Source organism: Streptomyces sp. NPDC060035 (assembly GCF_042736635.1).
In the GTDB taxonomy this organism is placed as follows: domain Bacteria; phylum Actinomycetota; class Actinomycetes; order Streptomycetales; family Streptomycetaceae; genus Streptomyces.
Map to the genome: position 1 here is coordinate 32770 of NZ_JBHWVO010000001.1, position 23443 is coordinate 56212.

20 protein-coding genes, 1 tRNA gene and 1 pseudogene are annotated in these 23443 nt (G+C 68.1%); 19 read left to right on the forward strand and 3 right to left on the reverse strand.

The window, feature by feature from the left end; all coding sequences use genetic code 11:
• Positions 1–185 precede the first annotated feature (185 nt).
• The 10 genes from ACFWBQ_RS00165 (at position 186) to ACFWBQ_RS00210 (ending at position 11235) form a co-directional block, all read left to right on the forward strand.
• Entirely contained in the window at positions 186–1082 is an 897-nt protein-coding gene (locus tag ACFWBQ_RS00165; protein WP_385482143.1) for a DUF2510 domain-containing protein, read from the forward strand.
• Between the two features lie 955 nt (positions 1083–2037).
• A complete protein-coding gene (locus tag ACFWBQ_RS00170; protein ID WP_385482145.1) occupies positions 2038–3306 on the forward strand; it encodes an ATP-binding protein in 1269 nt (422 codons plus the stop codon).
• On the forward strand, positions 3303–3731 hold the full coding sequence (locus ACFWBQ_RS00175; RefSeq protein ID WP_385482148.1) for a roadblock/LC7 domain-containing protein: 429 nt from the start codon (positions 3303–3305) through the stop codon (positions 3729–3731). Before ACFWBQ_RS00170 ends, ACFWBQ_RS00175 begins: the two co-directional genes overlap by 4 nt.
• Positions 3728–4099 carry a DUF742 domain-containing protein gene (locus ACFWBQ_RS00180; protein ID WP_385482150.1) on the forward strand — a complete coding sequence of 124 codons (372 nt, stop codon included), beginning with the start codon at positions 3728–3730 and terminating at the stop codon, positions 4097–4099. The genes ACFWBQ_RS00175 and ACFWBQ_RS00180 overlap by 4 nt, the downstream gene beginning before the upstream one ends.
• Positions 4071–4691 (forward strand): ATP/GTP-binding protein, encoded by a 621-nt coding sequence (locus ACFWBQ_RS00185; RefSeq protein WP_385482153.1) that lies wholly within the window; start codon positions 4071–4073, stop codon positions 4689–4691. Before ACFWBQ_RS00180 ends, ACFWBQ_RS00185 begins: the two co-directional genes overlap by 29 nt.
• Positions 4688–5983 (forward strand): cytochrome P450, encoded by a 1296-nt coding sequence (locus ACFWBQ_RS00190; protein WP_385482156.1) that lies wholly within the window; start codon positions 4688–4690, stop codon positions 5981–5983. Before ACFWBQ_RS00185 ends, ACFWBQ_RS00190 begins: the two co-directional genes overlap by 4 nt.
• Positions 5984–6139: 156 nt before the next feature.
• Positions 6140–7216, forward strand: a complete 1077-nt coding sequence (locus tag ACFWBQ_RS00195; protein ID WP_385482159.1) for a polyprenyl synthetase family protein — start codon at positions 6140–6142, stop codon at positions 7214–7216.
• Between the two features lie 51 nt (positions 7217–7267).
• Complete coding sequence (locus ACFWBQ_RS00200) at positions 7268–8836, forward strand: prenyltransferase/squalene oxidase repeat-containing protein (protein WP_385482162.1); 1569 nt, start codon at positions 7268–7270, stop codon at positions 8834–8836.
• A 57-nt stretch (positions 8837–8893) separates the two neighbouring features.
• Positions 8894–10255: a cytochrome P450 gene (locus ACFWBQ_RS00205; RefSeq protein ID WP_385482165.1), complete on the forward strand. Its 1362-nt coding sequence runs from the start codon at positions 8894–8896 to the stop codon at positions 10253–10255.
• Complete coding sequence (locus ACFWBQ_RS00210) at positions 10252–11235, forward strand: terpene synthase family protein (protein WP_385482167.1); 984 nt, start codon at positions 10252–10254, stop codon at positions 11233–11235. Before ACFWBQ_RS00205 ends, ACFWBQ_RS00210 begins: the two co-directional genes overlap by 4 nt.
• A 179-nt stretch (positions 11236–11414) precedes the next feature.
• Here ACFWBQ_RS00210 and ACFWBQ_RS00215 read toward each other — a convergent pair whose 3' ends face one another.
• Positions 11415–12302 carry a helix-turn-helix transcriptional regulator gene (locus ACFWBQ_RS00215; protein ID WP_385482170.1) on the reverse strand — a complete coding sequence of 296 codons (888 nt, stop codon included), beginning with the start codon at positions 12300–12302 and terminating at the stop codon, positions 11415–11417.
• A 244-nt stretch (positions 12303–12546) separates the two neighbouring features.
• Here ACFWBQ_RS00215 and ACFWBQ_RS00220 point away from each other — a divergent pair, with 244 nt between their 5' ends.
• The 6 genes and pseudogenes from ACFWBQ_RS00220 to ACFWBQ_RS00245 all read left to right on the forward strand — a co-directional run bounded on the left by ACFWBQ_RS00220 (position 12547) and on the right by ACFWBQ_RS00245 (position 17113).
• Positions 12547–13524, forward strand: a complete 978-nt coding sequence (locus tag ACFWBQ_RS00220; protein WP_385482173.1) for an aldo/keto reductase — start codon at positions 12547–12549, stop codon at positions 13522–13524.
• A gap of 39 nt (positions 13525–13563) precedes the next feature.
• Complete coding sequence (locus ACFWBQ_RS00225; protein WP_385482176.1) at positions 13564–14412, forward strand: aldo/keto reductase; 849 nt, start codon at positions 13564–13566, stop codon at positions 14410–14412.
• A gap of 19 nt (positions 14413–14431) precedes the next feature.
• The gene (locus tag ACFWBQ_RS00230; protein ID WP_385482179.1) at positions 14432–14803 is read left to right on the forward strand and encodes a DUF2255 family protein; all 372 of its coding nucleotides are present in this window, start codon (positions 14432–14434) and stop codon (positions 14801–14803) included.
• 159 nt (positions 14804–14962) lie between these two features.
• Positions 14963–15981: pseudogene (locus ACFWBQ_RS00235) on the forward strand (zinc-dependent alcohol dehydrogenase family protein).
• A complete protein-coding gene (locus tag ACFWBQ_RS00240) occupies positions 15978–16277 on the forward strand; it encodes a hypothetical protein (protein WP_385482181.1) in 300 nt (99 codons plus the stop codon). The pseudogene ACFWBQ_RS00235 and the gene ACFWBQ_RS00240 overlap by 4 nt, the downstream one beginning before the upstream one ends.
• Complete coding sequence (locus tag ACFWBQ_RS00245; protein ID WP_385482184.1) at positions 16274–17113, forward strand: SDR family oxidoreductase; 840 nt, start codon at positions 16274–16276, stop codon at positions 17111–17113. Before ACFWBQ_RS00240 ends, ACFWBQ_RS00245 begins: the two co-directional genes overlap by 4 nt.
• Positions 17114–17521: 408 nt before the next feature.
• Here ACFWBQ_RS00245 and ACFWBQ_RS00250 read toward each other — a convergent pair.
• Positions 17522–17595: transfer RNA gene (locus ACFWBQ_RS00250), tRNA-Pro, on the reverse strand.
• 129 nt (positions 17596–17724) lie between these two features.
• On the opposite strand from ACFWBQ_RS00250, the gene ACFWBQ_RS00255 reads away from it, so the two are divergent.
• The gene (locus ACFWBQ_RS00255) at positions 17725–18426 is read left to right on the forward strand and encodes a transketolase (protein ID WP_385482186.1); all 702 of its coding nucleotides are present in this window, start codon (positions 17725–17727) and stop codon (positions 18424–18426) included.
• 41 nt (positions 18427–18467) lie between these two features.
• Positions 18468–19367, forward strand: coding sequence for a transketolase family protein (locus tag ACFWBQ_RS00260; protein ID WP_385482189.1), 900 nt, complete (start codon positions 18468–18470; stop codon positions 19365–19367).
• Positions 19368–19374: 7 nt separating this feature from the next.
• Here ACFWBQ_RS00260 and ACFWBQ_RS00265 read toward each other — a convergent pair whose 3' ends face one another.
• On the reverse strand, positions 19375–19746 hold the full coding sequence (locus ACFWBQ_RS00265; protein WP_385482192.1) for an MmcQ/YjbR family DNA-binding protein: 372 nt from the start codon (positions 19744–19746) through the stop codon (positions 19375–19377).
• Between the two features lie 198 nt (positions 19747–19944).
• Between ACFWBQ_RS00265 and ACFWBQ_RS00270 the strand changes: the two genes are divergently transcribed.
• Entirely contained in the window at positions 19945–23442 is a 3498-nt protein-coding gene (locus ACFWBQ_RS00270; protein ID WP_385482195.1) for a ThuA domain-containing protein, read from the forward strand.
• The last annotated feature ends 1 nt before the right edge of the window (position 23443 follow it).

Sequence of the window (23443 nt, forward strand, 5' to 3'; positions counted from 1 at the left end):
TACGCGTATGTACGGGTCAGGTCGCCACGATTGCCGGCAGCTCCGGGGCAGCCGTGGCGATGCACGAAGCCCGGCGGTGAACGGCGTTGCCGTATCGCTCGCCGGACACGGCTTCCGCGAGGAGTGACTACAACCACGCTGTGCGTTTCATACGATTCTCACCCGGTGCGCCTACGGTGCTCCTCGTGACCCAGACGACCCCGCCCGGCTGGCATGCAGACCCCGGGTATTCAGGAATCGGCCCCCGCCAGGAACGCTGGTGGGACGGCAGCCGGTGGACCGACCAGCTCCGCACAGCGCCCGCGGCCGTCCGGCGCCGCCGGATACGCATCGGCACCGGCATCGCCGCCGGTGTTGTCGTACTCGCTGCCGTCGGCGGCGGCGCCTATCTGCTGGGGGACGACTCCGGCGACCGGGCCGGCACCTCAGCCACGTCCCCCGCGCCCGCACCGTCGGGCAACCCCGACCGCCCGGGCGCACCCGGGGGCGGCGAGGACGGCGAGGACGGAGGCGGCGGGCAGAACCCCGGCGAGGAGATCCCGCAGACCGAGGAGGGGTACGCGACCGACCTGGCCAGCGGAATCAGCATCCCCGTACCCGACGGCTGGACCGGCCGGTCCGGTCCGGTCGGGGCCGGGGTGACCACCGGTGAGTACACCTGCCCCGGCGACGAGAGCCAGACGTGCGTGCGCGGCGGCGTGTTCTCCGCCCCCGCACAGGCCCTCAAGAACGAGGCGACAACGGCGAAGGCCGCAGCGGAGAAGGACATCAAGGCCAACTCCGAGGAGTCGTACGGCGAGGAGATCTACGGAGGCATCACCTCGCACCAGCAGCTCAAGTCCGAGGCGGTCACGGTGGCCGGCCAGAAGGGCTACCTGGTGCGCTGGAAGGTGGTGACGAAGAACGGCGACGACGGATACGTCCAGTCGCTCGCGTTCCCCTCCCCCAACGCCAAGAACATGCTGGTCCTGGTCCGCTCCGGATTCGACGTCAACACCAAGGCGCCGAAACTCTCCGTCCTGGACGACATCACCAAGGGCATCAAGACCGCAACGGGAGCGGGCTCCGGCCGGACGGCCTGAGAAGAGTCCCGAAACAACACAGAGGCCGCATCGGAAAGATCCGATGCGGCCTCTGTGCTACGAGTTCGAAAAGTCGGGAACGGGCGGGGCCGACAGCAGCAGGCACGAGCTGACGACCAACACAATTCATCCAATCGTCATCACGAAACAGACATCAACTCGCGAATCACCCTGCGGGATAACGCATCAGGGCCTGCTTCGTCCGGTGAGCGGTGATGAACTGTCAGTAGGCGGCGGTGAAAGCGCTCGTTCCGCAGCCGGGCCGGCTGCAAGGATGATCCCCTTCGCCCTGAATAGGTTCCGGTTGTCGCACTCGCCCACGCTGCGCAAGCGCTTCAACCGCCGTACAATGACGGCGTTTTGGCATGCCGGGTCGCTGCGGCACCACTGCACTTGATGGCGGAGAGCCCCGATATCGCCTGCGACCCCGTTCTCGACGGAGCTCTGATGGACCCTGATCCCCTGTTCACGAAGGCCGGATGGCCCTGCGGCCGCGCCAAAGGCGCGGCGTCGCAGTGGTTGTGACGGGGTGTCCGACGGAAGCGAACCGGAGAAAGCCGCCAAGGACCACAGCGCCGCACCTGCGACTGCCTTCCTTTGCTCCGTGCCGGGTCGGCCGTCGAGGAGCGACCGAGCCGCCTCCGCTTGTTCATCCTTCACAGATCATTCACACCCTGCGAACGACGCTCGACCACAGGACGGACAGGGCCGCCAGGCGCATCCGGAAATGACAGCCAGCCTCTATCGACCGACGTGTCCGCCGGGCAAGTTCCCGGCAGCTCGAACCCGACCCTAGGACCCCTCCCCCGTGACCTTGCTATCAGACTCCGCCATAGCACTCGGCGCCGTGACAGTCCTTATGGCCGTCACTGTCGTGCTGTTGGCACGCTCGCGCAGGAAACACATACGGCGCGGCAATGAATACGAATCGGCCCGCAATGGCTTTGAATCCCGTATGCGAGATGCCGAAGGGCGTGCGCTGACCGCAGCGCAGGAGAAGAAATCCGCTGAGACCCACGCCAAGGAGGCCGAAGCCGATGCAGCGGAGTTCCGCGACGAGGTACGCCACCTTGTCTCCGCGCGGCTTCCTGCTCTGGCACTGAATCTGATCAGTTCACACCATCCCGTTCCCGGCCTGCTGCACGAGGACCTCGCCGGTTCCGACGATGCGCTTCTCCTGGACTCCGTGCTCGAGCACGTATCCGTCAGTCTCCTCAAGGAACGACGCCGTGTGGACGCTGCTGCCCGAGCTGCCCTGCGCGGTACGAACCAGGACGCACAGGCGCTCTCCTACCGTCTGCAGACGGAGATCGACGAGCTGCAGCACGAATTCAGCGCCCCGCAGAGTCTGACCACCAGGCTGCTCAAGGCGGACCACCTCAACGAGCAGCTTCTGCGGCTCCTTCAGAAGTCCGCCGTGGCGTACGGGGCCTGGCCGGGGCATGTCCGCAAGGACACGTATGTGACCGAGATCATCGGTGGTGCTTCCTCGCGGCTGCGCGGCTTCGAACGCATCCAGATCACCTCACGGCTCCGGTCCTCCGACATCGGCGTCGTCGGACGTGCCGCCGAGCCCATCGCCATGGCCTGCGCGGAGCTGATGGCCAATGCGCTGGAGCATTCACGCGACGACCTGATGGTGGAAGTCAGCGTGCTCCAGACCGGGAACGGCAATGTCTGCATCACGTTCGACGACTCGGGTACGGGCATGACCGCGGAGGCGACCATCCGCGGGACACGCCTGCTGTCGGGCAACCAGCAGGAGGTGATGCTCACCGAGCTCGGTGACCCACCGTCGCAGGGATTTGCCGCCGTCGGCCGGCTGGTGGCCGACTACGGCTTCGCCGTCTCCGTCAACCACCAATCTGCCTACGGCGGGGTGCGTGCTGTGCTGTCGATTCCGCCGAACCTGCTGACCTCGATGAACGAGGAGGCGAAACCCCCTTCCGCAATGGCTCCGCTGCCTGCCTCGCCACCCCAGGTCCGCAAGCGCACCGTCCCGGCCCCGCCTGCCGACTCCGCACCCAGCCGCAGCTCAGCTGCTGCCGCGGCTGCGCCGGAACTGCCTCAGCGCAACCGGCGCAGCGCCGCGATACCGGCCACCGAGGATGCCGCACCCAGGTACCGGCCCCAGGATCCTCTCCGCGCCCAGGACACCTGGAACGACTTCCAGGAGGGGCTGGCCAGCGGCCGAGCAACCACCGATTCGGAGGAAACACCGTGACCCTCAACAGCTACAGCCAGCCCGATCAGTCCGCCTGGTACCTGAAGCCCATCACCGAGATCAAGGGCGTCCTGCACGCCCTGACGATGACCCGCGACGGGATGGTTCAGGCGACCTCGGAGAATCTCAAGCGGGACGACGCGGAAGGCATAGGCGCGATGACGTCCGCCTTCTACGCCGCCGCCAGGGCTGCCACCAATACGGCTCTGGGCCAGCCGGAGAACACACCACTCGTGACTGCCACCACGCAGAACGAACACGGCATTTACATGGTTATGCCTGCTGGGGACAACACTCTGATCGCGGCCGCGGGCACTGACGACATGCCCATGGGCGTGGTGGCGGGCGCAATGGCCCGTCAGGCCATGAAGCTCGGCCAGCAGAGCATGTCCGTACCCGCCCGCGCCCAGGACGGCCTGTCATGAGTCGGGAGCGGAGGCTGCTTCCGCCCTATCTGGGAACGGGGGGCTCCGAGGCCCCGATCACGGGCAACCTCGACAGGCTGACAGCCCTGCGCGCCACCGGCCTTCCTCTCCCCTCTCATCACACACCGATACAGCTGCGCATGGTCGAACTCGTCGTGGACGGCTACCTCAGCGTCATCGAGGTGGCCGGCTACCTCAAGCTCCCGGTCGGCGCGAGCCTCATGATCGCCGGGCAGCTCGTCAGTGAGGGGCAGTTAGAGGCAAGTGACCCTGTTCCGGACGCTCTCTCCGCGTTGCGCGCCGACCGTCCGTCGAAAGCAGTTATGGAAGAGGTTCTGAGTGGACTCCGCCAACTCCTCGTCGCTTAGCGCGCGCCCGGTCTACCTGCCGGAGGGGACACACAAACGCATCAAGATTCTCGTCGCCGGTCCCATCGGCGTAGGCAAGACGACGTCGATACAAACGCTGTCGGAGATACCGACGCTGCACACCGACGAGGTCATGACCGACGCTGCGGCCTCCACCGACGACCTCAGCCTCGTCGGTCTGCGCCACAAGACCACCACCACGGTGGCCATCGACTTCGGCCGCCGGACCCTGCCGGGTAACAAGATCGTTCTGTATCTTTACGGGACTCCGGGGCAGCGCCGCTTCCTTCCTCTGTGGGAGGGCATCGCTTTCGGAGCTCTCGGAGCACTCGTCCTGGCCGACACCCGGCGTCTGGACGAGTCCTTCGAGGTGATGGATCTCATCGAGGAGCGCGGTTTGCCGTACGCGGTCGCCGTCAATACCTTCCCTGATTCGCCCGACTACCCGATACAGCTGCTCCGTTCGAAGCTCGATCTCGACTCGACCACCCCGCTGGTCACCTGCGATGCCCGTGATATGAACAGCAGCCTCGAAGCCCTCATCGCGTTGACCGCCCATTCCATCTCCTCCTCCGGAGCCGAAACCCCGTGACCATCACCCCGACCGATGCGCCCGTCTCCCTGTACGGGGCCGAGCACGCTGCCAACCCCCAGCGCAGCTATGAACTGCTGCGCCGGCAGGGGCCCGTCGGAGTCGCCGAGGTCGCCCCTGGTGTCGTTGTCCATCTGGTCAGCGACTACCAGGCCGCCATCGAACTCCTGCGGGACACGGACACCTGGTCCAAGGACACTCGTAGTTGGCTTCACCAGGTGCCGGAGGACAGTCCGATCAGGCCACTGGTGGAATGGCGGCCGAGCCTCTTCTTCGCCGACGGTGAGCAGCACGCACACCTGCGGCGTGTGATCACGGACAGCTTCGGCCTCCTGGATCCCCACGAGGTGCGCGCCCTGACGTGCCGTTACGCCGACACGCTGCTCCAGGACTTCGCCGATACCGGAAGTGTCGACCTCGTCCGTCAGTACGCGCAGCAGCTGCCCCTGATGATTTTCAACGCCCTGTTCGGCATGCCGGACGAACACGGCCCACGGCTTGTGCAAGCCCTCGCGGCGATGGTGGACAGCGATCCGGAGAAGCAGGCAGCAGGCGGACAGTCGTTCGGCGCCTACCTTCAGACGCTGTACGCCACCAAGTCCGCCCAGCGGGGCCAGGATTTGACCTCCTGGTTCATGGATCACCCCAATGGCCTGAACCAGGAAGAGGCCACCAACCAGATATTGATCACGCTCGGCGCGGGAAACGAACCGCTGGTCAATCTCATCGCGAACACGCTCGTCCGCATGCTGAGTGACGAGCGCTATTTCGGCACCCTGACCACCGGCAGTCTGCCCATCCAGCATGCCATCAACGACGCGCTGTGGAACGAATCGCCTTTGGCCAACTACAGCTTCCATGTGCCCAAGGAGGACATCAACTTCCACGGGACGGCCATAGCCGCAGGCTCACCCGTCATGGTCTCGTACGCCGCCGCGAACACCTGTCCTCACGCCGGGGCCCCGTCCGATGGTTACCGCTCGGGCACCAAGGCGCACCTGGCCTTCGCGGCTGGTCCTCACGCCTGTCCCGCCAGTGACGTGGCACTGCTCATCGCCACCACCGCGATCGAGCGCCTCGTCAGCTATCTGCCGGACATCGAGCTGGCCGTCCCCGCTGAACAACTCGCCTACCGGGCCGGGGCCGTCCACCGGACGCTCACCGCGCTGCCCGCACGGTTCACGCCGCTGACCCCCGATGCCAAGGGCGCAACGCCTTGGTCCCGGAGCCCCGCCGGCTCCAGGAGGAATGACGGGTCAGCCGTGGCGGATACAGATCTCAGCGCGTCGTAGAGGCCCTCGGCCCAGCCTCACACGGCCGTTGTGACGCGGTGGTGCAGTCCGTGGAAACGGTCGGCACCACCGCGCCATCCAGGAGAGTTCTGTCTCCGGCCCGTCCTCTGTGCGCATGAAGAACTTCACGACGGTTCTCGATTAAGGGATCGACCGATGACAGAAATACTCCCCGCTCTCCCTGACCTCTCTTCTTTGCACCACAAGGTGGGCTCCGCCCTGACGGGGTTCCTGGACGCCAAGGACCGAACGGCCCCAGGTACCGAGCTGTTGCACCTGACGTCCACCCTCCGCAGACTCCTCGTCGGCGGTAAACGCCTGCGCTCCATGCTGTGCCTCTACGGATGGGAGGCAGCAGGGGCGACAGGTGACCCGGCGGCCGCCGTACGCGCGGCCGCCAGCCTCGAACTCTTCCAGGTGTTCGCCCTGATACACGACGATGTGATGGACGACAGCGACATACGTCGCGGGCAGCCGTCCGCCCACCGCGCGCTCGCCAGCGCCTACACCGACGGCGGCGGGCGCCGCGACAGGGCCGAGGCGCACGGCCTCGGCGCCGCCGTACTCCTCGGAGACCTGGCGCTCGTGTGGTCCGACGAACTGCTGGAAACAGCGGGGGCCGCACCTGACCGGCTTGCCCAAGTACGGCCGCTCCTGGCGAAAATGCGGAGTGAGGTCATGTACGGCCAGCTTTTGGATCTTCAGACCACGGGCCGCCTGTCCGACGATGTCGAGACAGCGTTGCACATTATCCGGTACAAGACAGCGAAATACACAATAGAGCGCCCTCTGCACATCGGGGCGGCGCTGGCCGGTGCCGCTCCGCCGGTGCTGGAGGCGTGCACGGGATTCGGCATACCGCTGGGAGAAGCGTTTCAGCTGCGTGACGACCTGCTCGGGGTCTTCGGTGATTCCCTCGACACAGGCAAATCAGTACTCGACGATCTACGCGCGGGCAAAGGCACCGTACTGATGGCACTCGCGCTCCAGCGAGCCTCTCCCGCGGAGCTGGACACCCTGCGCAGCCTCGTCGGCCGAAGCGATCTGAACGAGGATCAGGCGCACGCGGTCCGTTCCGTCCTCGACTCCACAGGCGCCCGCGAGAGCGTGGAGGAAATGATCTCCGTGCGACGGACCGCCGCGCTCACAGCCCTGGACGAGGCCCCCTTCCCAGACGTCACGACGGCCGCCCTGCGCCGTCTTGCGGACGCCGCGACCATACGCCAGGCATAAGGGCAGCACCGCCCGTACGTACATCCCGACAGTGAGGAGAAAACCACCCCCATGAGCAACGCGCCCACCGGTACGACCTTTTCCGAACAGGCCACCCGTCTGGTGGCCAGGGTCGACCAGGACAGGTGGGGCAGCGTCCGCCCTTCCCTGTACGAGACAGCCCGCGTCACCTCGGCGGCACCCTGGCTGCACGGCGAGACGCGCCGGGTCGAATATCTGCTCGATGAGCAGGCATCCGACGGCAGTTGGGGGGACGGCCCGGAGCCCTATCGTCTGCTCCCGACCCTCAGCGCGGTCGAGGCCACGCTGGCGGTACTCCGGCGGGCCACCGTCTCCGGGGATGTCAGGGACCGGCTCACAAGCGCAGCAGGACGAGGCCTTGCCGCGCTGCGCGCACTTCCGCCGCAGGGCCCGTGGCCCGACACGGCCGCAGCCGAGCTCCTCGTGCCCAGCCTCATCTCCGAGGTCAACGAGCACCTAGCCCTCGCCGCCGAGGAAATTCCCGGCCTCGCCGGGGTAGGCACGGCAGACCGCTTGGCGGTACCGGGCGGGTATCACGAGGGGGCCCCCGCATACGTCGCCGGACGGTACAAGGCGGCAGGTGCCCTTCCCGTCAAACTCCACCACACCTTTGAAGGCATAGCCGGGCACATACCTCCGGCTCTCATACCCGACATCGACGGTCTCCTGGGTAGCTCGCCGGCCGCCACCGCCGCCTGGGCCGCATCACGACGTACATCTGCCGCCGTGAAAGAGGCTGTCGCCCACCTGGAACCCGTCGCACATCGATACGACGGTCTCTTCACCGAAGCAGCGCCTATCCGCGTCTTCGAACGGCTGTGGGTTGCCGCTGCGCTGGCCAGGGCAGGCCTGCCGGCCGCCGGCGTGCCCACCGTCCGTACGTGGGTCGACGAAATCTACGACCCTGAAGGAGTGCGCGGCGCACCCGGCCTCATGACGGATGCCGACGACACTGCCATGGCCGTACTGGTGGCCTCACTCGTCGGCCGGCCGTACGGGCCCGGCCCGCTCGACCTGTTCCACAACGGCAGCCACTTCGACTGCTACATCGGAGAGGACACCGGGTCGGTCACAGCGAACGCCCATGCACTCCAGGCACTGGTCAGCTGCTCGCAGCACCTGCCTCCGGCGGACGGCATCGACGATCCCCGCTCGGACAAGCTGTGCGACTGGCTGATCGGCCAGCAGAGGACCGAAGGCCACTGGACCGACAAATGGCACGCCTCCCCCTACTACTCCACCGAGCGGTGCGTGAGCGCGCTCGCACAGCACGGCGGTCACCATGCCACGGCCGCGGTCGCACAAGCCGCCGCCTGGACCGCGGACACGCAACGGGACGACGGCTCCTGGGGCGTTTGGGGCGGCACCGCCGAGGAGACCGCGTACGCCGTCAAGATTCTGCTCTCCGCCGCCCCTCCCGCACCCGGGCCACGCCAGGTCCGCGCCCTTGTGCGCGCCGAGGCATACCTGGACGCCGCAGTGGACGCACGCGCCCAGCACCCCGCCCTGTGGCACGACAAGACCCTCTACGCGCCCGACGCGATGATCGAAGCCGAGATCCTCTGCGCGCGAGAGATGCTGCGGATCCGTCACCTCTGAGTCGATCGACCACCTGCACGAACACCCGTGAACACGCAAGACAATGAGGACAGGCACTTGAGCGCCGACAAAGATCTTCCGCCGACCGCACCCGGGCGACTGCCGCTCATAGGACACGCACTGCCGCTCATCAGGGACCGACTGGCGTACGTCCAGAAACTCCGCTCCTACGGGCCCATCGTGCGCATGAACATCGGCCCGAAGCCGATGGTTGTGATCAACTCGCACGAGCTGCTCCAGGACGTACTCACCCGCCGGTCCCAGCACTTCAACAAGGGGCTGCTCTTCGACAAGCTCAAGCTCTTCGGCGGAAACCCGCTGCCTGTGGCAGAGGGGAAGCAGCACCTGAACCGACGGCGCATGATGTCGCCGGCCCTCCACCGCGAACAGGTCAAGGGCTACATCGAGATGATGCGGGACACCGTGGAACCGTCCATCTCGGCGTGGAGCGACCACCAAACCGTCGACGTGTGCAATGAAATGCAGCTGATGGCCCAAGGCGTCGTCATGGCGGCCCTGTTCTCCTCCACCCCGGAACCCGGACCGGCACAGACGATCCTCAACAGCGTCGACACAGTCTTCAAGGCCGCTCTGACGCACGCCATGGTCCCCATCTCGGCCCTGGAACGGCTGCCGACGCCCGGCAACCGCAAGGCACGGGCCGCCAACGCCGTACTGCGCGAGGCCATTACGGCCATCATCGCCGACCACCGGGCGAACCCCGACGCACACGACGACCTCGTTTCCCTGCTCATGACCGCCCCCAACGAGACCGGCGGTCATCTGAGCGACGCGGAGGTCATGGCGGAGGTCACGGCGCTGCTCGCCGCAGGATCCGAGACCACTGCGGTCACCCTGGCCTGGCTCTTCCACGAGCTGGGCCAGAATCCGGAACTGGAGCGCAGACTGCACGAGGAAGTCGACTCCGTGCTCGCCGCCGGACCGATCGCCCTCGAGCACATTCCCCAGCTCGTCTTCACTCGCCGTCTCGTCGACGAGACCCTGCGGCTGCACAATCCCGCCTGGATCCTTACCCGGCAGGCCATCTCCCCTGTGGAGATCGGCGCATTCCGTCTGCCGGCAGGGACCGACGTCATGTGGAGCCCCTACGCCATGCACAGGGACGCGGAACTGTTTCCCGACCCGCTGCGCTTCGACCCCGACCGCTGGCTCCCGGAACGGCCCCAGCCGCCGCGAGGAGCATTCATCCCGTTCGGGGTCGGCAAGAGAATGTGCATCGGCGACCAGTTCTCCCTGACCGAGGCCGTTGTCATCACGGCACTCGTCGCGTCCCGATGGCGACTGCGCCCGGCCCCCGGTAAGCCGGTCCGCCCGATACCCGAGATCACCGTGCACCCGTCCTCCCTCGACATGACCGTCGAGGCCAGGAAGCATGCGGTCGTGGAGATTGCGGCATGAGCGACTCCCCTCCAGGGGCGCCCCGTTCGCTCCCCGCCGCACTGCCGATGCCCGACCTCCGCGACTCCTTTCCCGGCCCCTTCCCCATCAGCCCTCACGCCGACGCCATCGAGCGGCATGCCGACGACTGGCTCACCACCTATCCCCTGATCGGCTCGCCGGGCGCGCGAGCGGCCCTGTGCAACATCACGAGCCAGGGCATCGCCCGCACCCTCCCGACGGCCGACATCGGCAGCCTCTTTCTCTGCGCCGACCTGTTCCTGTGGCTGACCGCGTTCGACGACACCTGCGGTGAGACCGCGGGAGCCGACGACCTTGCCGAACTGGTCCGCAGGAGCGGTGAATTCATCGAACTGCTCGCCGGCCACCACGACGAACGGTCCGCCGTCGAGCCGAGCGTCTTCGGCGCATCCCTGCGGGACCTTCTGGCCCGCTTCGAGGAACGGGCCACGCCCACCCAGTATCTGAGGATCACCGCCCACCTGCGCGACAACTTCTTCGGTATCCTCTGGGAAGCACATCACCTCCACGCCCCCGACCAGGTCACGGTCCGTGACTACCGGGCCATGCGCCCCCACACGGTCTTCGTACGCACCGTCATGGCAGCCGCGGAGGTGGCGCTCGGATACGAGCTCACCCCGCAGCAGCGTTCCTCGACGGCGGTCCGAGAGGTGGAATCGGCCGTAGGCAACCTCGCCGGATGGATCAACGATGTCGCTTCGTACGCGAAGGAAGCAGCCCACGGTGGGCCGGGCCCGCTGAGCCTGCCGACGCTACTGATGCATCAGTACGACTGCGACATCGAGAGTGCTTTCCGACGAGCTGCCCGGATGTGTGAAGAAGAGGCCGTCATCCTGCGTAGTCGCCTCACCGAACTCACCGCCGGTTCCGCCGGTGAACTCGCCGATCACGCTGGGGCCCTGGAGTCCATTGCCGCCTCCTACGTCTGGCATATCGGGCACTCCCGCTACCGTCCCTGACCTCGGTAGGCGGAGCGCGGAATCACGGCGGCCCGGCGAGGCTCTCCGCCATGCCGCCCCGTTGGTGCGACACGGGGCGGTTCAGGAAGCGATATCGCCGGTGGTCGCACCTGGGACGGCCCGTTCTCTGTCACGGCTTTCTTCGTCGGCGAGCGTGTCGCACGGCACCTCTGCGCGGTTCACCGCTGCTGCGTGGAGGGCCTCGGCTCGGCAGGTGCGGTGGTCATGTCGAGGATGAGCATGGCGTCATGGTCGGGTGTTCCCGGTTCGGCGGTGTAGATGCCCATCCGGTGGCCTGGGGTGCCTTCCAGGGCCATCCCCTGGAAGGCGAGGGTGATCTTCCCGACCTGAGGATGCTGGAAGGTCTTGGTGGCGATCTTGCGGCCGGTGACCTCGTAGCGCTCCCACAGGCCCGCGAAGGCGGGGCTTTTGAGCAGCAGTTCGCCGACGAGCTGAGTGAGGTCGGGAGCGTCGGGGTCGGTGCCGGCCAGAGCGCGCAATCGGGCGACGCAGCCACGGATCTGGTTCTCCCAGTCAGGGAAGACATCACGAGCAGACGGGTGGAGGAAGAGGTAGCGGGCAAGGTTTTGCTGCTTGACCGGCCACTCGGCGATGCCGGCGTACAGGGCGAGACCGCCGGGGTTGTGAGCCAGGACGTCCATACTGCGGCTGACGACGTAGGCCGGGTTCGGGCGCACGCTCTCCAGCAGCAGCTTCACATGCGGGCGCACGGTGCGGCTGGGTGCCGGCGCGGGCTCGGGCGCGTAGCGGGCGGCGCGCACGGCCAGGGCACGCAGGTGCTGGTGCTCGGCATCGTCGAGCTGGAGGGCGCGGGCGAGGGCGTCGATCACGGCGGGGCTGGGCCTGGTCTCCTTGCCGCGTTCGAGCCGGGTGCAGTAGTCGATGCTGACCCCGGCGAGGGTGGCCAGTTCCTCGCGCCGCAGGCCGGGAGTGCGGCGCACGCCGGGGCCGGGGGTGAGGCCGGCGCTCTGCGGACTGGTCTGTGTGCGGCGGGCACGCAGGAAACGTCCCAGCTCGTCGCCGCTGCTGTGCTGCTCAGGTCCCATGAGGCAAGTGTCCCTCCGGCGTCGTCCTGACACGCCTGCCGAGGGGGGCCCTGTCACGCCCCCGCTGGCCACTCCCCCGAACGGCTCGCCCTGCCTGTCGTCGGCGCGCGGGGGCAAGCTGGTCAGCGTCGGCACGATGTGCCCGCACGGCGTAGCGGCTGAGACGCACCGGAGCCTGGCGGGTACCGCTGTACGAGCCCCCGACTGCGACGACCGGCCGGGGAACGACGAGAGGCGACAAGCGATGCAGCACATCAAGCTGGGCGACCTGGAGGTTTCCCGTATCGGGCTGGGCGCTATGGGCATGTCCCACGGCTACAGCGATTCCGGGACCGACGACGCGGAATCCGTCCGCACCATCCACCGGGCGCTGGAGCTGGGCGTCAGCCTCATCGACACGGCCGAGATCTACGGCCCCTACGCCAACGAGGAGCTGGTAGGCCTGGCCCTGCAGGGCAGGCGTGAGGAAGCGGTGCTGGCGACGAAGTTCGGCATGATCGCCCACGCCGGTGCCGGTGCGTGGAACCTGGACTCGAGCCCGGAAAACATCCGCCGTGCCGTGGAAGGTTCACTGAAGCGGCTGGGTACGGACCACATCGACCTGTGCTACCAGCATCGTGTCGATCCGAACACTCCGATCGAGGAGACCGCCGGGGCGGTGGCGGAGCTCATCGCCGAGGGCAAGGTCCGTTTCTTCGGCCTGTCGGAGGCCGGCCCGGACACCATCCGCCGCGCCCATGGCGTCCACCCCGTCACCGCCGTCCAGTCGGAGTACTCGCTGTGGACCCGTGGACTGGAGGAGCGGGTCCTGCCGGTGCTGCGCGAGCTGAACATCGGGCTGGTGCCCTTCTCCCCGCTCGGCCACGGTTTCCTCACCGGCACGGTCCGGGACGAGTCCGCGTTCAAGGAAGGCGACTTCCGACACGGCAACCCTCGCTTCACCGGCGAGAACTTCCAGCGCAACCTGCGGATCGCCGACGAGGTCCAGGCCGTTGCCGCGGACGCGGGGGCCACTCCGGCGCAGGTCGCGCTGGCCTGGCTGCTGGCGCAGGGTGAAGACATCGCCCCCATCCCGGGTACCAAGCGCGTTCACCGGGTCGAGGAGAACACCGCCGCCGCCGATGTCCAGCTGACCTCCGAGCAGCTCGACAGGCTCTCCAGCCTGCCCCCGGCCGCCGGCGAAACCCATCCCGAGAGCGCCCGGCACATGCTCGAACGCTGACTCCCGGTATCCGCACCTACCCAAGAACGAGGGACAGCCATGCAGACCGTCACCCTGAACAACGGCATCGAGATGCCGGTCCTCGGCTTCGGCGTCTACCAGATCCCGCCCGAGCAGACCGAGCAGACCGTCACCGATGCCCTCGCCGCCGGCTATCGGTCCCTGGACACGGCCGCGGCCTACGGCAACGAGGAGGCCGTCGGTCGCGCGATCAAGCGCAGCGGCATCCCGCGCGAAGACCTGTTCGTCACGACCAAGCTGTGGATCTCCGACGCCGGCGAGGACAAGGCGAAGCGCGCCTTCGGCACCTCGCTGCGCAAGCTCGGTCTGGACTACCTCGACCTCTACCTGATCCATCAGCCCTACGGAGACGTCTACGGCTCCTGGCGGGCCATGGAGAGCCTGCACAAGGAAGGTCTCATCCGGGCGATCGGGATCTCGAACTTCTACCCGGACCGGCTCGTGGACCTCGTCGACCACAACGAGATCACCCCCGCGGTGAATCAGGTCGAGACCCACCCGTTCTTCCAGCGCACAGCGGACCAGGAGGTCATGCGCGAGCGCGGGGTCCAGATCGAGTCGTGGGGTCCCTTCGCCGAGGGACGCAACAACCTCTTCACCGACCCGCACCTGAGCGAGATCGCCGACGGGCACGGCAAGTCCGTGGCGCAGGTCGTGCTGCGCTGGCTCATCCAGCGCGGCGTCGTCGTCATCCCCAAGTCGGTGCGCGCCGAGCGCATGGCGGAGAACCTCGACGTCTTCGACTTCGCGCTCACCGACGACCAGATGACAGCCGTCGCTGCCCTGGACACCGGGGCTTCCCTGTTCTTCGACCACCGCGACCCGGCCGTGGTCAGCAGACTCGGCAACGTCGCCCTCGGCTCCTGAACGGCCCGGAGGAACGATCATGACGACCTGGAACGGTTCGGACCTGGAAGAGATCGGCGCTGCAGAGGAGCTGGACCTCGCATCCGAGCGCGCCGACGGCACGCTGCGCAATCCGGTGACCATGTGGGTGGTGCGCGCCGGCGACCACGTCTACGTCCGCTCGGTCAAAGGCACCGCCGGCCCTTGGTACCAGGGAACGCAGTCCCGTCACCAGGGCCGCATCGAAGCCGGCGGTGTACGGCAGGACGTCACCTTCCGCGAAGCCGGCCCCGACGAGTACGCGGGTGTGGACACCGCCTACCGGGAGAAGTACGGGCGCTACCCGAGCATCGTCGAGCACGTCCTGACCGACAGCGCCCGTGCTTCCACCCTCCGCCTGGAGCCGCGCTGATGCCGAGCCCGGCCGGCGCCGAGCCCCGCAGACGCCGAGCCCGGCCGGCGCCGAGCCCCGCAGACGCCGAGCCCGGCCGGCGCCGAGCCCCGCAGATAGCCACGCCGTCACCGACGGCAGCCCCCGCCACACTGTCTTGCACCCCCAGGAGCTTTACTCATGCGAGCCACCCTGCTGTATGCCGCCGCCGACGTACGCGTCGAGGACGTCGCCGACCCCACGATCCAAAATCCCACCGATGCGGTCATTCGGGTCGTGCTGTCCTGCGTCTGCGGCAGTGACCTGTGGCCGTACAAGTCGGCACCGCCCACCGACAGCCCCCGCCACATGGGCCACGAGTTCCTCGGCGTCGTCGAGGAGACCGGCTCCGCTGTGCGCACGCTGAATCCCGGTGATCTGGTGGTGGCCCCGTTCGTCTACTCCGACAACACCTGCGCGTACTGCCGCGAGGGCCTGCAGACCTCCTGCGTGCGCGGCGGATCGTGGGGGGTGAACGGCGTCGACGGCGGCCAGGGCCAGGCCGCCCGCGTCCCCCACGCCGACGGCACCCTGGTCAAGCTGCCGGTCGGCGAGGACTCCGACCTGCTGCCGGACCTGCTGACCCTCTCCGACATCCTGTGCACCGGCTACCACGCCGCCCGCACCGCAGGCGTGCACCGCGGCGACAGTGTCACCGTCGTCGGCGACGGCGCGGTGGGCCTGGCCGCCGTGATCTCCGCCAAGCTGCTGGGCGCCGAGCAGATCCTCCTCATGGGCCGCCACACCGCGCGCACCGACCTGGGCCGCGACTTCGGGGCCACGGACGTGGTCGCCGAGCGCGGGGAGGAGGGTATCGCCCGTGTACGCGAGCTGACCGGCGGCGAGGGAAGCCACAAGGTCCTCGAATGCGTCGGACTGCAGGACGCCATCGTGCAGAGCTTCGGCGTCGTGCGCGACGGCGGCACGATCAGCCGGGTCGGCGCCCCGCAGTTCACCGACGTGACTTCATGCGCAACATCACCCTCACCGGCGGTGTGGCCCCCGCCCGCGCCTACATCGAGGAGCTGATGCCGCACATCCTCGACGCCTCGATCCGGCCCGGCCGCGTCTTCGACCGTACGGTCGACCTGGAGGACATCGCGGAGGGCTACCGGGCGATGAACGACCGCGAGGCACTGAAGGTGCTGGTGCGCCCGTGACCGCCCGCACGCCCCCTACCGCAGCGGCACACGAGCGGCTCTTCCCCGGCCACGTCTCGACCCCGGCCGTCACCGATCCGGAACGGCTGATGACGCAGCTCGCCTCCGCCCTCGGCGGCGCCGGCCCACAGGTGAAGGGGCATGTGGCGGCCAACCTGAACGTCGACAACAACCGCCCCCTTCTGATCGCCGCCCTCACTGTCGGCTACCCGCGCATGCTCCATGCCCTGGCCACCGTTGATGCCATCGCCCCGGCCGCCGCCTCCAGAACCACGTCCACGAAGGAAGAAGCATGACCACGCGTACCTGGCTCATCACCGGCGTCAGCCGCGGATTCGGCCGCGCCCTGACCACTCAGCTCCTGCAGAAGGGTGACCGCGTCCGGGGTACCGTCCGGTCCACGGAGACAGTGGCCGACCTGCTCGAGACCTATCCGGACACCTTCACGGCACCCCTGCTCGATGTCACCGACACCACCGCCGCACGCAAGGTGGTGGACGAGGCGTTCGCCGCCGGCCGGGTCGACGTCGTCGTCTCCAACGTCGGCTACGGGCTGTTCGGGGCCGCCGAAGAACTCACCGACGCCCAGATCGACCACATCATCGCCACCAACCTCACCGGCTCCATCACCTTCATCCGCGCCGCCCTGCCCCACCTTCGCGTTCAGGGCGGCGGACGCGTCATCCAGCTCTCCACCTACGGCGGGCAGGTCGCCTTCCCGGGCAACTCCATGTATCACGCCACCAAATGGGGCATCGAAGGATTCGTCGAGTCGGTGGCACAGGAGGTTGCTCCGTTCGGTATCGGCATGACGATCGTCGAGCCGGGCGGGGCTCGCACCGAGTTCCGGTACGGCAGCGCTCAGGTCGCCGAACTCATGGACGTCTACGACGGCAACCCCGCCCATGCTTTCCAGGCCATGCTCGACCCGGCGAAGGGACTGGCGCCCGGAGACCCACAGCGCATGGCCGCGCGCATCATCGAATCCGTCGACATCGAACCGGCACCCCTGCGGATGATGCTCGGCTCGCAAGCACTGGACTCGACCCTCGGCGTGCTGCGCAAGCGGATCGACGACTTCGAGGCGCAGCGTGGCCTGGCAGCCTCGACGGACTTCCCCGCTGGACAATGACCGGGGGCTCGAGCGGGCGACGAGCCAGAGGCACGGAACGCGCCCCGCGAGCGTCCGCGCCGCCGTCGAGGGATCACCGACGAGCCGTACAACGCCCCGCGCACCCGCAGCCACTGACCCAACACCCGCGGGGGGAGCCCCGCTTGCCCGAGACGATGACCGCCCTGCTCGGTGGTCCCTGACCCGACCGGACCACCCGCCAGGTCCCCGTACCCGAAGCCGGGCAGATCGTGGTGCGCGTGCCCGTGCGACGGCGCTCGATAACGCCGACGCCTTCATGCTCGCCGACACCGACGCCACCTCCGGCGGCGTCAGCCAAGAACACCGGTCCCCAACTGGTCCCCAGAAATGATCAAAGGCCGGTTTCGGATTTCTCCGAAAACGGCCCTGACCTGCGACTCTCTCGAGTCGGGACGACAGGATTTGAACCTGCGACCCCTTGACCCCCAGTCAAGTGCGCTACCAAGCTGCGCCACGTCCCGATGCCCATCTGACCTGGTCTTTTCCCCTGGCCGAACGCGCATGAGAACAATACCGCACTCGGACGGGTGGTCACGAACCCGTTTACGGACCTTGACCTCAACCATGCTTGATGTTGAACGCTGAGCGGCATGACGAACACGACTGCCGTGCCGGTCCACGGGTACAGCGACCTGAACCGGCTGATGAGCCTGATGACGGGCGACGAGAAGCACGGGCCCGCCGCGACCTCCACACTGGACGCCCTCTGGGTGCTGTACGACCGGGTGCTGCGGGTCTCGCCCGGCACCGTCGACGCCCCCGACCGCGACCGGTTCCTGCTCTCGAAGGGCCACGGACCCATGGCGTACTACGCCGTGCTGGCCGCACGCGGCTTCTTCGGCGAGGAGCTGCTCCCGGGCTTCGGGTCCTACGACTCACCGCTCGGGCACCACCCCGACCGGCTGCTGGTCCCGGGTGCCGAGATCGGCAGCGGGTCCCTCGGCCACGGTCTCCCGCTGGCCGTGGGCAGTGTGCTGGGGCTTCGGGCGCAGGGGCTGACCGAGCCACGCGTCTGGGTACTGACGGGGGACGCCGAGCTGGACGAGGGCAGCAATCACGAGGCGATCGCCTACGCGGGCCCGGCCGGACTCGAGCAGCTCCACACCCTGGTGATCGACAACGCCTCCGCGACCCACGCCAGGCCCGGGGGCATCGCCGCACGGTTCGAGGCCGCCGGCTGGTCGGTACGGGTCGTGGACGGCCGGGACCACGAGGCGCTGTACGGCGCCTTCACCGCGCCGCATCCCGGCCGGCCGCACGCCGTGATCGCCCGCGTGACACCCAAGCGCTGAACGCCCGCACCCAACGAACAGGACAACGGAGGCACTTCATCATGGACACCATGCGTGACCGGTTCATCGCCACCACGTCGCGACTGCTGGACGAGGACCCCCGCCTCGCCCTGGTGCTCGCCGAGATCAGCCGGGACGGCTTCGACCGGGCCGAGCGGGCGCATCCCGACCGGGTGATCAATGTAGGGATCAGGGAACAGCTGCTCATCGGCACGGGGGCCGGGATGGCCTTGACCGGGATGCGGCCGCTCATGCACTCCTTCGCCAGTTTCCTGGTGGAGCGGCCCTTCGAGCAGGTGAAGCTGGACCTGGGTCACCAGGGGGTCGGCGGTGTACTGGTCAGCGCCGGGGCCTCGTACGACTGGCCGGCCGGGGGCTTCACCCATATGTCGCCGGGCGACGTCGCCCTCCTGGACACGCTCGACGGCTGGACGGTGCATGTGCCGGGCCACCCGGACGAGGCCGAGGCGCTCCTGAGACAGGCAGTCGCGGCGGACGGCCGTGTCTACGTGCGCCTCTCCCTCCAGTCCAACGGAACGGGCCGCCCCGTCAGCGGGACCGGCTTCGACACGGTCCGGGAGGGAGCGGGCGGGGTGGTGATCGCGGTGGGACCGATGCTCGACAACGTGCTCGCGGCGACGCAGGACCTGGATGTGACCGTGCTGTATGCGACCACCGTGCGGCCCTTCGACTCGGCGGGACTGCGCCGGGCGGCCGGCGGGGGCCCCACCGCCGATGTCGTGATCGTCGAGCCCTACCTGGCGGGCACATCCACGGCTGCGGCGGGCGACGCACTCACCGAGCTGCCGCACCGCGTACTCGGGCTCGGGGTGGGCCGGGCCGAGCTGCGCAGGTACGGACAGCTGGAGGAACACCTCGCGGCGCACGGCCTGGATGCGCGCGGTCTGCGGCAGCGGATCACCGGCTTCCTGAGGCCCTGAGTACCCCTCAGCCGTCGACAGCCGGCGGAAGGCCCAGCTCCGGGTGGGCGTCGAGCAGCTTGCGCGGGGCGGCCTGCCGCCAGGAGTCGGTGAGGACGGCGGTCAGTTCGGCCGCATCCTCCAGGGCGGCGAGCCGCACCCGCAGCCAGGCGTAGTTGTCGTCGTGCCCCTTGCGCACGAAGAACTTCTCGGGCTCGGACGCGATCAGCTCGGCCCGGTCCTCGACCGGGCACTTCACACCCATGGTCGTGTCGTCATCGCCCAGCGCGGCGAAGATCTTGCCGGCCACCCTGAAGGTGGGCTGCCCCCAGGCGAGCCTTTCGGCCGTATCGGGCAGAGCCAACGCGATGGTGCGTACATCGTCGGCGGTGGTGGTCATCCACGGTCCCCGATCCGGTGAGCTCCGGCGGCTGCGGTCGGTTCGACCGTAGCGCCCGGCACCGACAATCGCGGGAAGTCCCACCGAGCCCTGCCGACCCATTGACCCCGCCGAAGACGTGAACCTACTCTGAACAACGCACTCCAGAAAGCGCTTTCTACACCCCACAGTCGGCTTCAACCGCACAGGGAGCGCCCAATGAGCAGTCGCCCGTTACGGAGCAGTTCCTCGTCCCAGGCATTCCCCACGCCCCTCATCGCCCTCACCGCACTTCTTGCGCTGATCCTCGGTCTGCTGGTGGCCTCTCCGCCGAGAGCCCAGGCGGCGCCGTTCCGCGTCATGGTCTACTCCGAGGTCACGAACTTCACCCACGACTCGATTCCCGCCGGGATCGAAGCAGTCAAGAAACTCGGTTCCGAGAACGGGTTCGAGGTCGAGGCGACGGACGATTCCGCCGTCTTCAACGACACCGATCTGGCCCGCTTCCAGGCCATCGTGTTCAACAACACCAACTCCACACCGGAGAAAGGTGACTTGCTGACCGCCGACGAGCGGGCCGCCCTGCAGAAGTACATCCGGGCGGGTGGCGGCTGGGTCGGTCTGCATGCCGCGTCCGCGAGTGAGCGCGACTGGGACTGGTACGAGGGTCTCGTCGGCGCCATCTTCGACCAGCACCCGGCGGTGCAGACCGGACGCGTCAAGGTCCTCGACCACGCACACCCCTCCACCAAGGACCTTCCCGACCTCTGGGAACGTACCGAGGAGTGGTACAACTGGCGCACCAATCCGACCTCCCAGGTGCACACCCTCGCGCAGATCAAGGTGCGCGACGGCATCACGGGGCTCGACGAGGGTGTGGACCATCCGTGGTCCTGGTGCCAGAACTACGACGGCGGGCGTTCCTGGTTCACCGCGGGCGGTCATGCGGCCTCGGCCTTCCAGGAGGAGGGCTTCGTCAAGCACCTGTTGGGCGGCATCGAATGGGCCGCGGGTGCCGAGCAGGGTGACTGCACGGCCACCCGGACGGGCTCGTTCCAGCGCACTCCGCTGGCCACCAGCGATCTCGCCGACCCGTTCGAGCTGGCCGTCGCCCCCGACCGCCGGGTGTTCTTCGCCCAGCGCACGGGAAAGCTCAAGGTCATCGACCAGCAGACGATGAAGGTGTCGACGGCGCTGGACTTCGCGTACACGCCGGAGATGACCAGTCAGTCGGACGGGCTCCTCGGCCTCACGCTCGATCCGGGGTTCGCCGAGAACAACTGGCTCTATCTGCTGCATTCCGACAAGACCGAGAAACGGCTGAACCTCTCCCGCTTCACCGCCTCCGGGAACACCGTCGATCCCGCGTCCGAGAAGCGCCTGCTGACCATTCCGACCTTCCGGGGCGAGGGCAGGGCCAACTCCCATATGGCAGGTTCGCTGGCCTTCGACAAGGCCGGAAATCTCTACGCGGCGACGGGCGACAACACGGATCCGTTCGCATCCGACGGCTTCGCGCCCATCGACGAGGGCGAAGGCCGCCGCGCCTGGGACGCACAGGGCACCTCCGGCAACACGAATGATCTGCGGGGCAAGGTCCTGCGGATCACTCCCGAGGACGACGGCACGTACACGGTGCCCGAGGGCAACCTCTTCGCGCCGGGCACGGACAGGACCCGCCCGGAGATCTACGCGATGGGCATGCGCAATCCGTTCCGGATCACGACGGACCCGCTGAGCGGGGCGCTCATGGTCGCGGACTACGGACCCGACGCCAGGGAGGCCGTTGCCGGCCGCGGGCCCGAGGGGACGGTCGAGTACACCCGCATCACGGAGGCGGGGAACTTCGGCTGGCCCTACTGCACCGGCAACAACACCCCGTTCAACGACTACGACTTCACCACGAAGACCTCGGGTCCGGCCTTCGACTGCGCCGCGCTCGTCAACGACTCGCCGAACAACACCGGTCTGCGCGAACTGCCGCCCGCACAGCCGGCCACCGTCTGGTACGCGTACTCCGCGTCCGCCGAATTCCCGGAGCTCGGCACCGGGGGCGGCGGCCCGATGAGCGGTCCCGTCTACGACTACGACCCCGAGAACACCTACCGCACCAAGTTCCCCGAGTACTTCGAGGGGAAGTGGCTCAACTACGAGCTGACCCGACGCTGGTTCAAGACCTTCTCCTTCCAGCGGGAGGACCAGACGTTCTCGGATCCGAGGTTCGCTCCTGTGGCGGCCGGCGATCTCCAGTCCATCAACGGCGTCTTCAAGGACATGGCGTGGAACCAGCCGTTCGACGCCGACTTCGGCCCGGACGGGGCGCTGTACGTCATCGACTTCGGGCTCGGCAGCGGTACGGGCCGCGGTGGCAGCAACGAGGGCGCGGGCATCTACCGCATCGACTACGTCGGTGACGGCCGGCTGCCCGACGCGAAGATCACCACCGACCGCGACAACGGCTCGACCCCGCTGACCGTCGCGTTCTCCAGCGCCGGATCCGGCCTCCCCGGCGAACAACCGGTCACGTACGCCTGGGACTTCGACGGCAACGGCAGCACCGACTCGACCGAGGCCAACCCTTCGTACACCTATCGGACCAAGGGCCTGTTCACGGCGCGCCTCACGGTCACCGGGCCGGGTGGTCTGACGGGACTCGCGGTCCAGGACATCACCGTCGGCAACAACAGGCCCCAGGTGACGATCCAACAGCCCCCGGACGGTGGCATGTTCAGCTTCGGCGACACCATCCCCTTCACCGTGAAGGTGAAGGACAAGGAGGACGGCAAGGACGCGCCGATCGACTGCTCGCGGGTCGTGGTGCAGTCCCAGCTCGGCCACGACACGCACCTGCACCCGCTCGACAACTACACCGGGTGCGCGGGTGAGATCGCCACGGATGCCGGTGACAGCCACGGGCCGGGCCAGAACCTCTACTACGGGATCACCGCGCAGTACACGGACAAGGGTGCCCCGGACTCCCCCGCACTCACCGGCTCGGCATCACTGACGCTGCGCACCACGTTCCGGGAGGCGGAGCACTTCACCTCGACCGGAGGCGCCCACGACGGTGTGGTGGTCGCGGACCGAGCGGATGGCTCGGGCGGCAAGCGACTGACGGAGATCGAGGACGGCGACTGGGTCGCCTTCGATCCGGTGAACCTCAAGAACATCGCGTCGGTGACGGTCGGTGCGTCTTCCGGCGGCCTCGGCGGAACGGTCGAGTTCCGGGCCGGTTCACCGGACGGCCGGCTGCTCGGCTCCGTGTCCGTCCCGGACACCGGCGGCTGGGGCTCGTTCGTGTCGCCGACGACGGCGCTCGAGAACCCCGGCAGCAGCACGAAGCTGTACGCGGTGTTCACCAACCCCGACTGGAGCAGCGAGAAGGCCGACCTGCTCTCGGTCGACTGGCTGCATTTCAACGGCACCGGCGTGGAGAAGAAGCCCGGTACGAAGGTCGGCGTGCGGGCGGCCCCGGCCGGCGGTGACGCGCCGCTGGCGGTGTCGCTGAGCAGTGTGGTCAAACCGGTGAGCGGGCGCACGATCGCCTCGTACCACTGGGACTTCGGTGACAACACGGATCCGGCCGCCCCGGAGGGCGCGACCGCCACGCACACCTATGCCCGTGCGGGTGCGTACACCGCGCATCTGACGGTGACCGACGACAAGGGCGACACCAGCACCGGATCGGTCCGGATCGACGTACGTGGAGGGGAGTGAC

Coding starts and splice junctions, on each gene's coding strand:
- ACFWBQ_RS00170 (WP_385482145.1), top strand. CDS start 2,038: ATGCGAGATGCCGAAGGGCGTGCGCTGACCGCAGCGCAGGAGAAGAAA.
- ACFWBQ_RS00180 (WP_385482150.1), top strand. CDS start 3,728: ATGAGTCGGGAGCGGAGGCTGCTTCCGCCCTATCTGGGAACGGGGGGC.
- ACFWBQ_RS00195 (WP_385482159.1), top strand. CDS start 6,140: ATGACAGAAATACTCCCCGCTCTCCCTGACCTCTCTTCTTTGCACCAC.
- ACFWBQ_RS00200 (WP_385482162.1), top strand. CDS start 7,268: ATGAGCAACGCGCCCACCGGTACGACCTTTTCCGAACAGGCCACCCGT.
- ACFWBQ_RS00210 (WP_385482167.1), top strand. CDS start 10,252: ATGAGCGACTCCCCTCCAGGGGCGCCCCGTTCGCTCCCCGCCGCACTG.
- ACFWBQ_RS00215 (WP_385482170.1), bottom strand. CDS start 12,302: ATGGGACCTGAGCAGCACAGCAGCGGCGACGAGCTGGGACGTTTCCTG.
- ACFWBQ_RS00220 (WP_385482173.1), top strand. CDS start 12,547: ATGCAGCACATCAAGCTGGGCGACCTGGAGGTTTCCCGTATCGGGCTG.
- ACFWBQ_RS00225 (WP_385482176.1), top strand. CDS start 13,564: ATGCAGACCGTCACCCTGAACAACGGCATCGAGATGCCGGTCCTCGGC.
- ACFWBQ_RS00230 (WP_385482179.1), top strand. CDS start 14,432: ATGACGACCTGGAACGGTTCGGACCTGGAAGAGATCGGCGCTGCAGAG.
- ACFWBQ_RS00245 (WP_385482184.1), top strand. CDS start 16,274: ATGACCACGCGTACCTGGCTCATCACCGGCGTCAGCCGCGGATTCGGC.
- ACFWBQ_RS00255 (WP_385482186.1), top strand. CDS start 17,725: ATGACGAACACGACTGCCGTGCCGGTCCACGGGTACAGCGACCTGAAC.
- ACFWBQ_RS00260 (WP_385482189.1), top strand. CDS start 18,468: ATGGACACCATGCGTGACCGGTTCATCGCCACCACGTCGCGACTGCTG.
- ACFWBQ_RS00265 (WP_385482192.1), bottom strand. CDS start 19,746: ATGACCACCACCGCCGACGATGTACGCACCATCGCGTTGGCTCTGCCC.
- ACFWBQ_RS00270 (WP_385482195.1), top strand. CDS start 19,945: ATGAGCAGTCGCCCGTTACGGAGCAGTTCCTCGTCCCAGGCATTCCCC.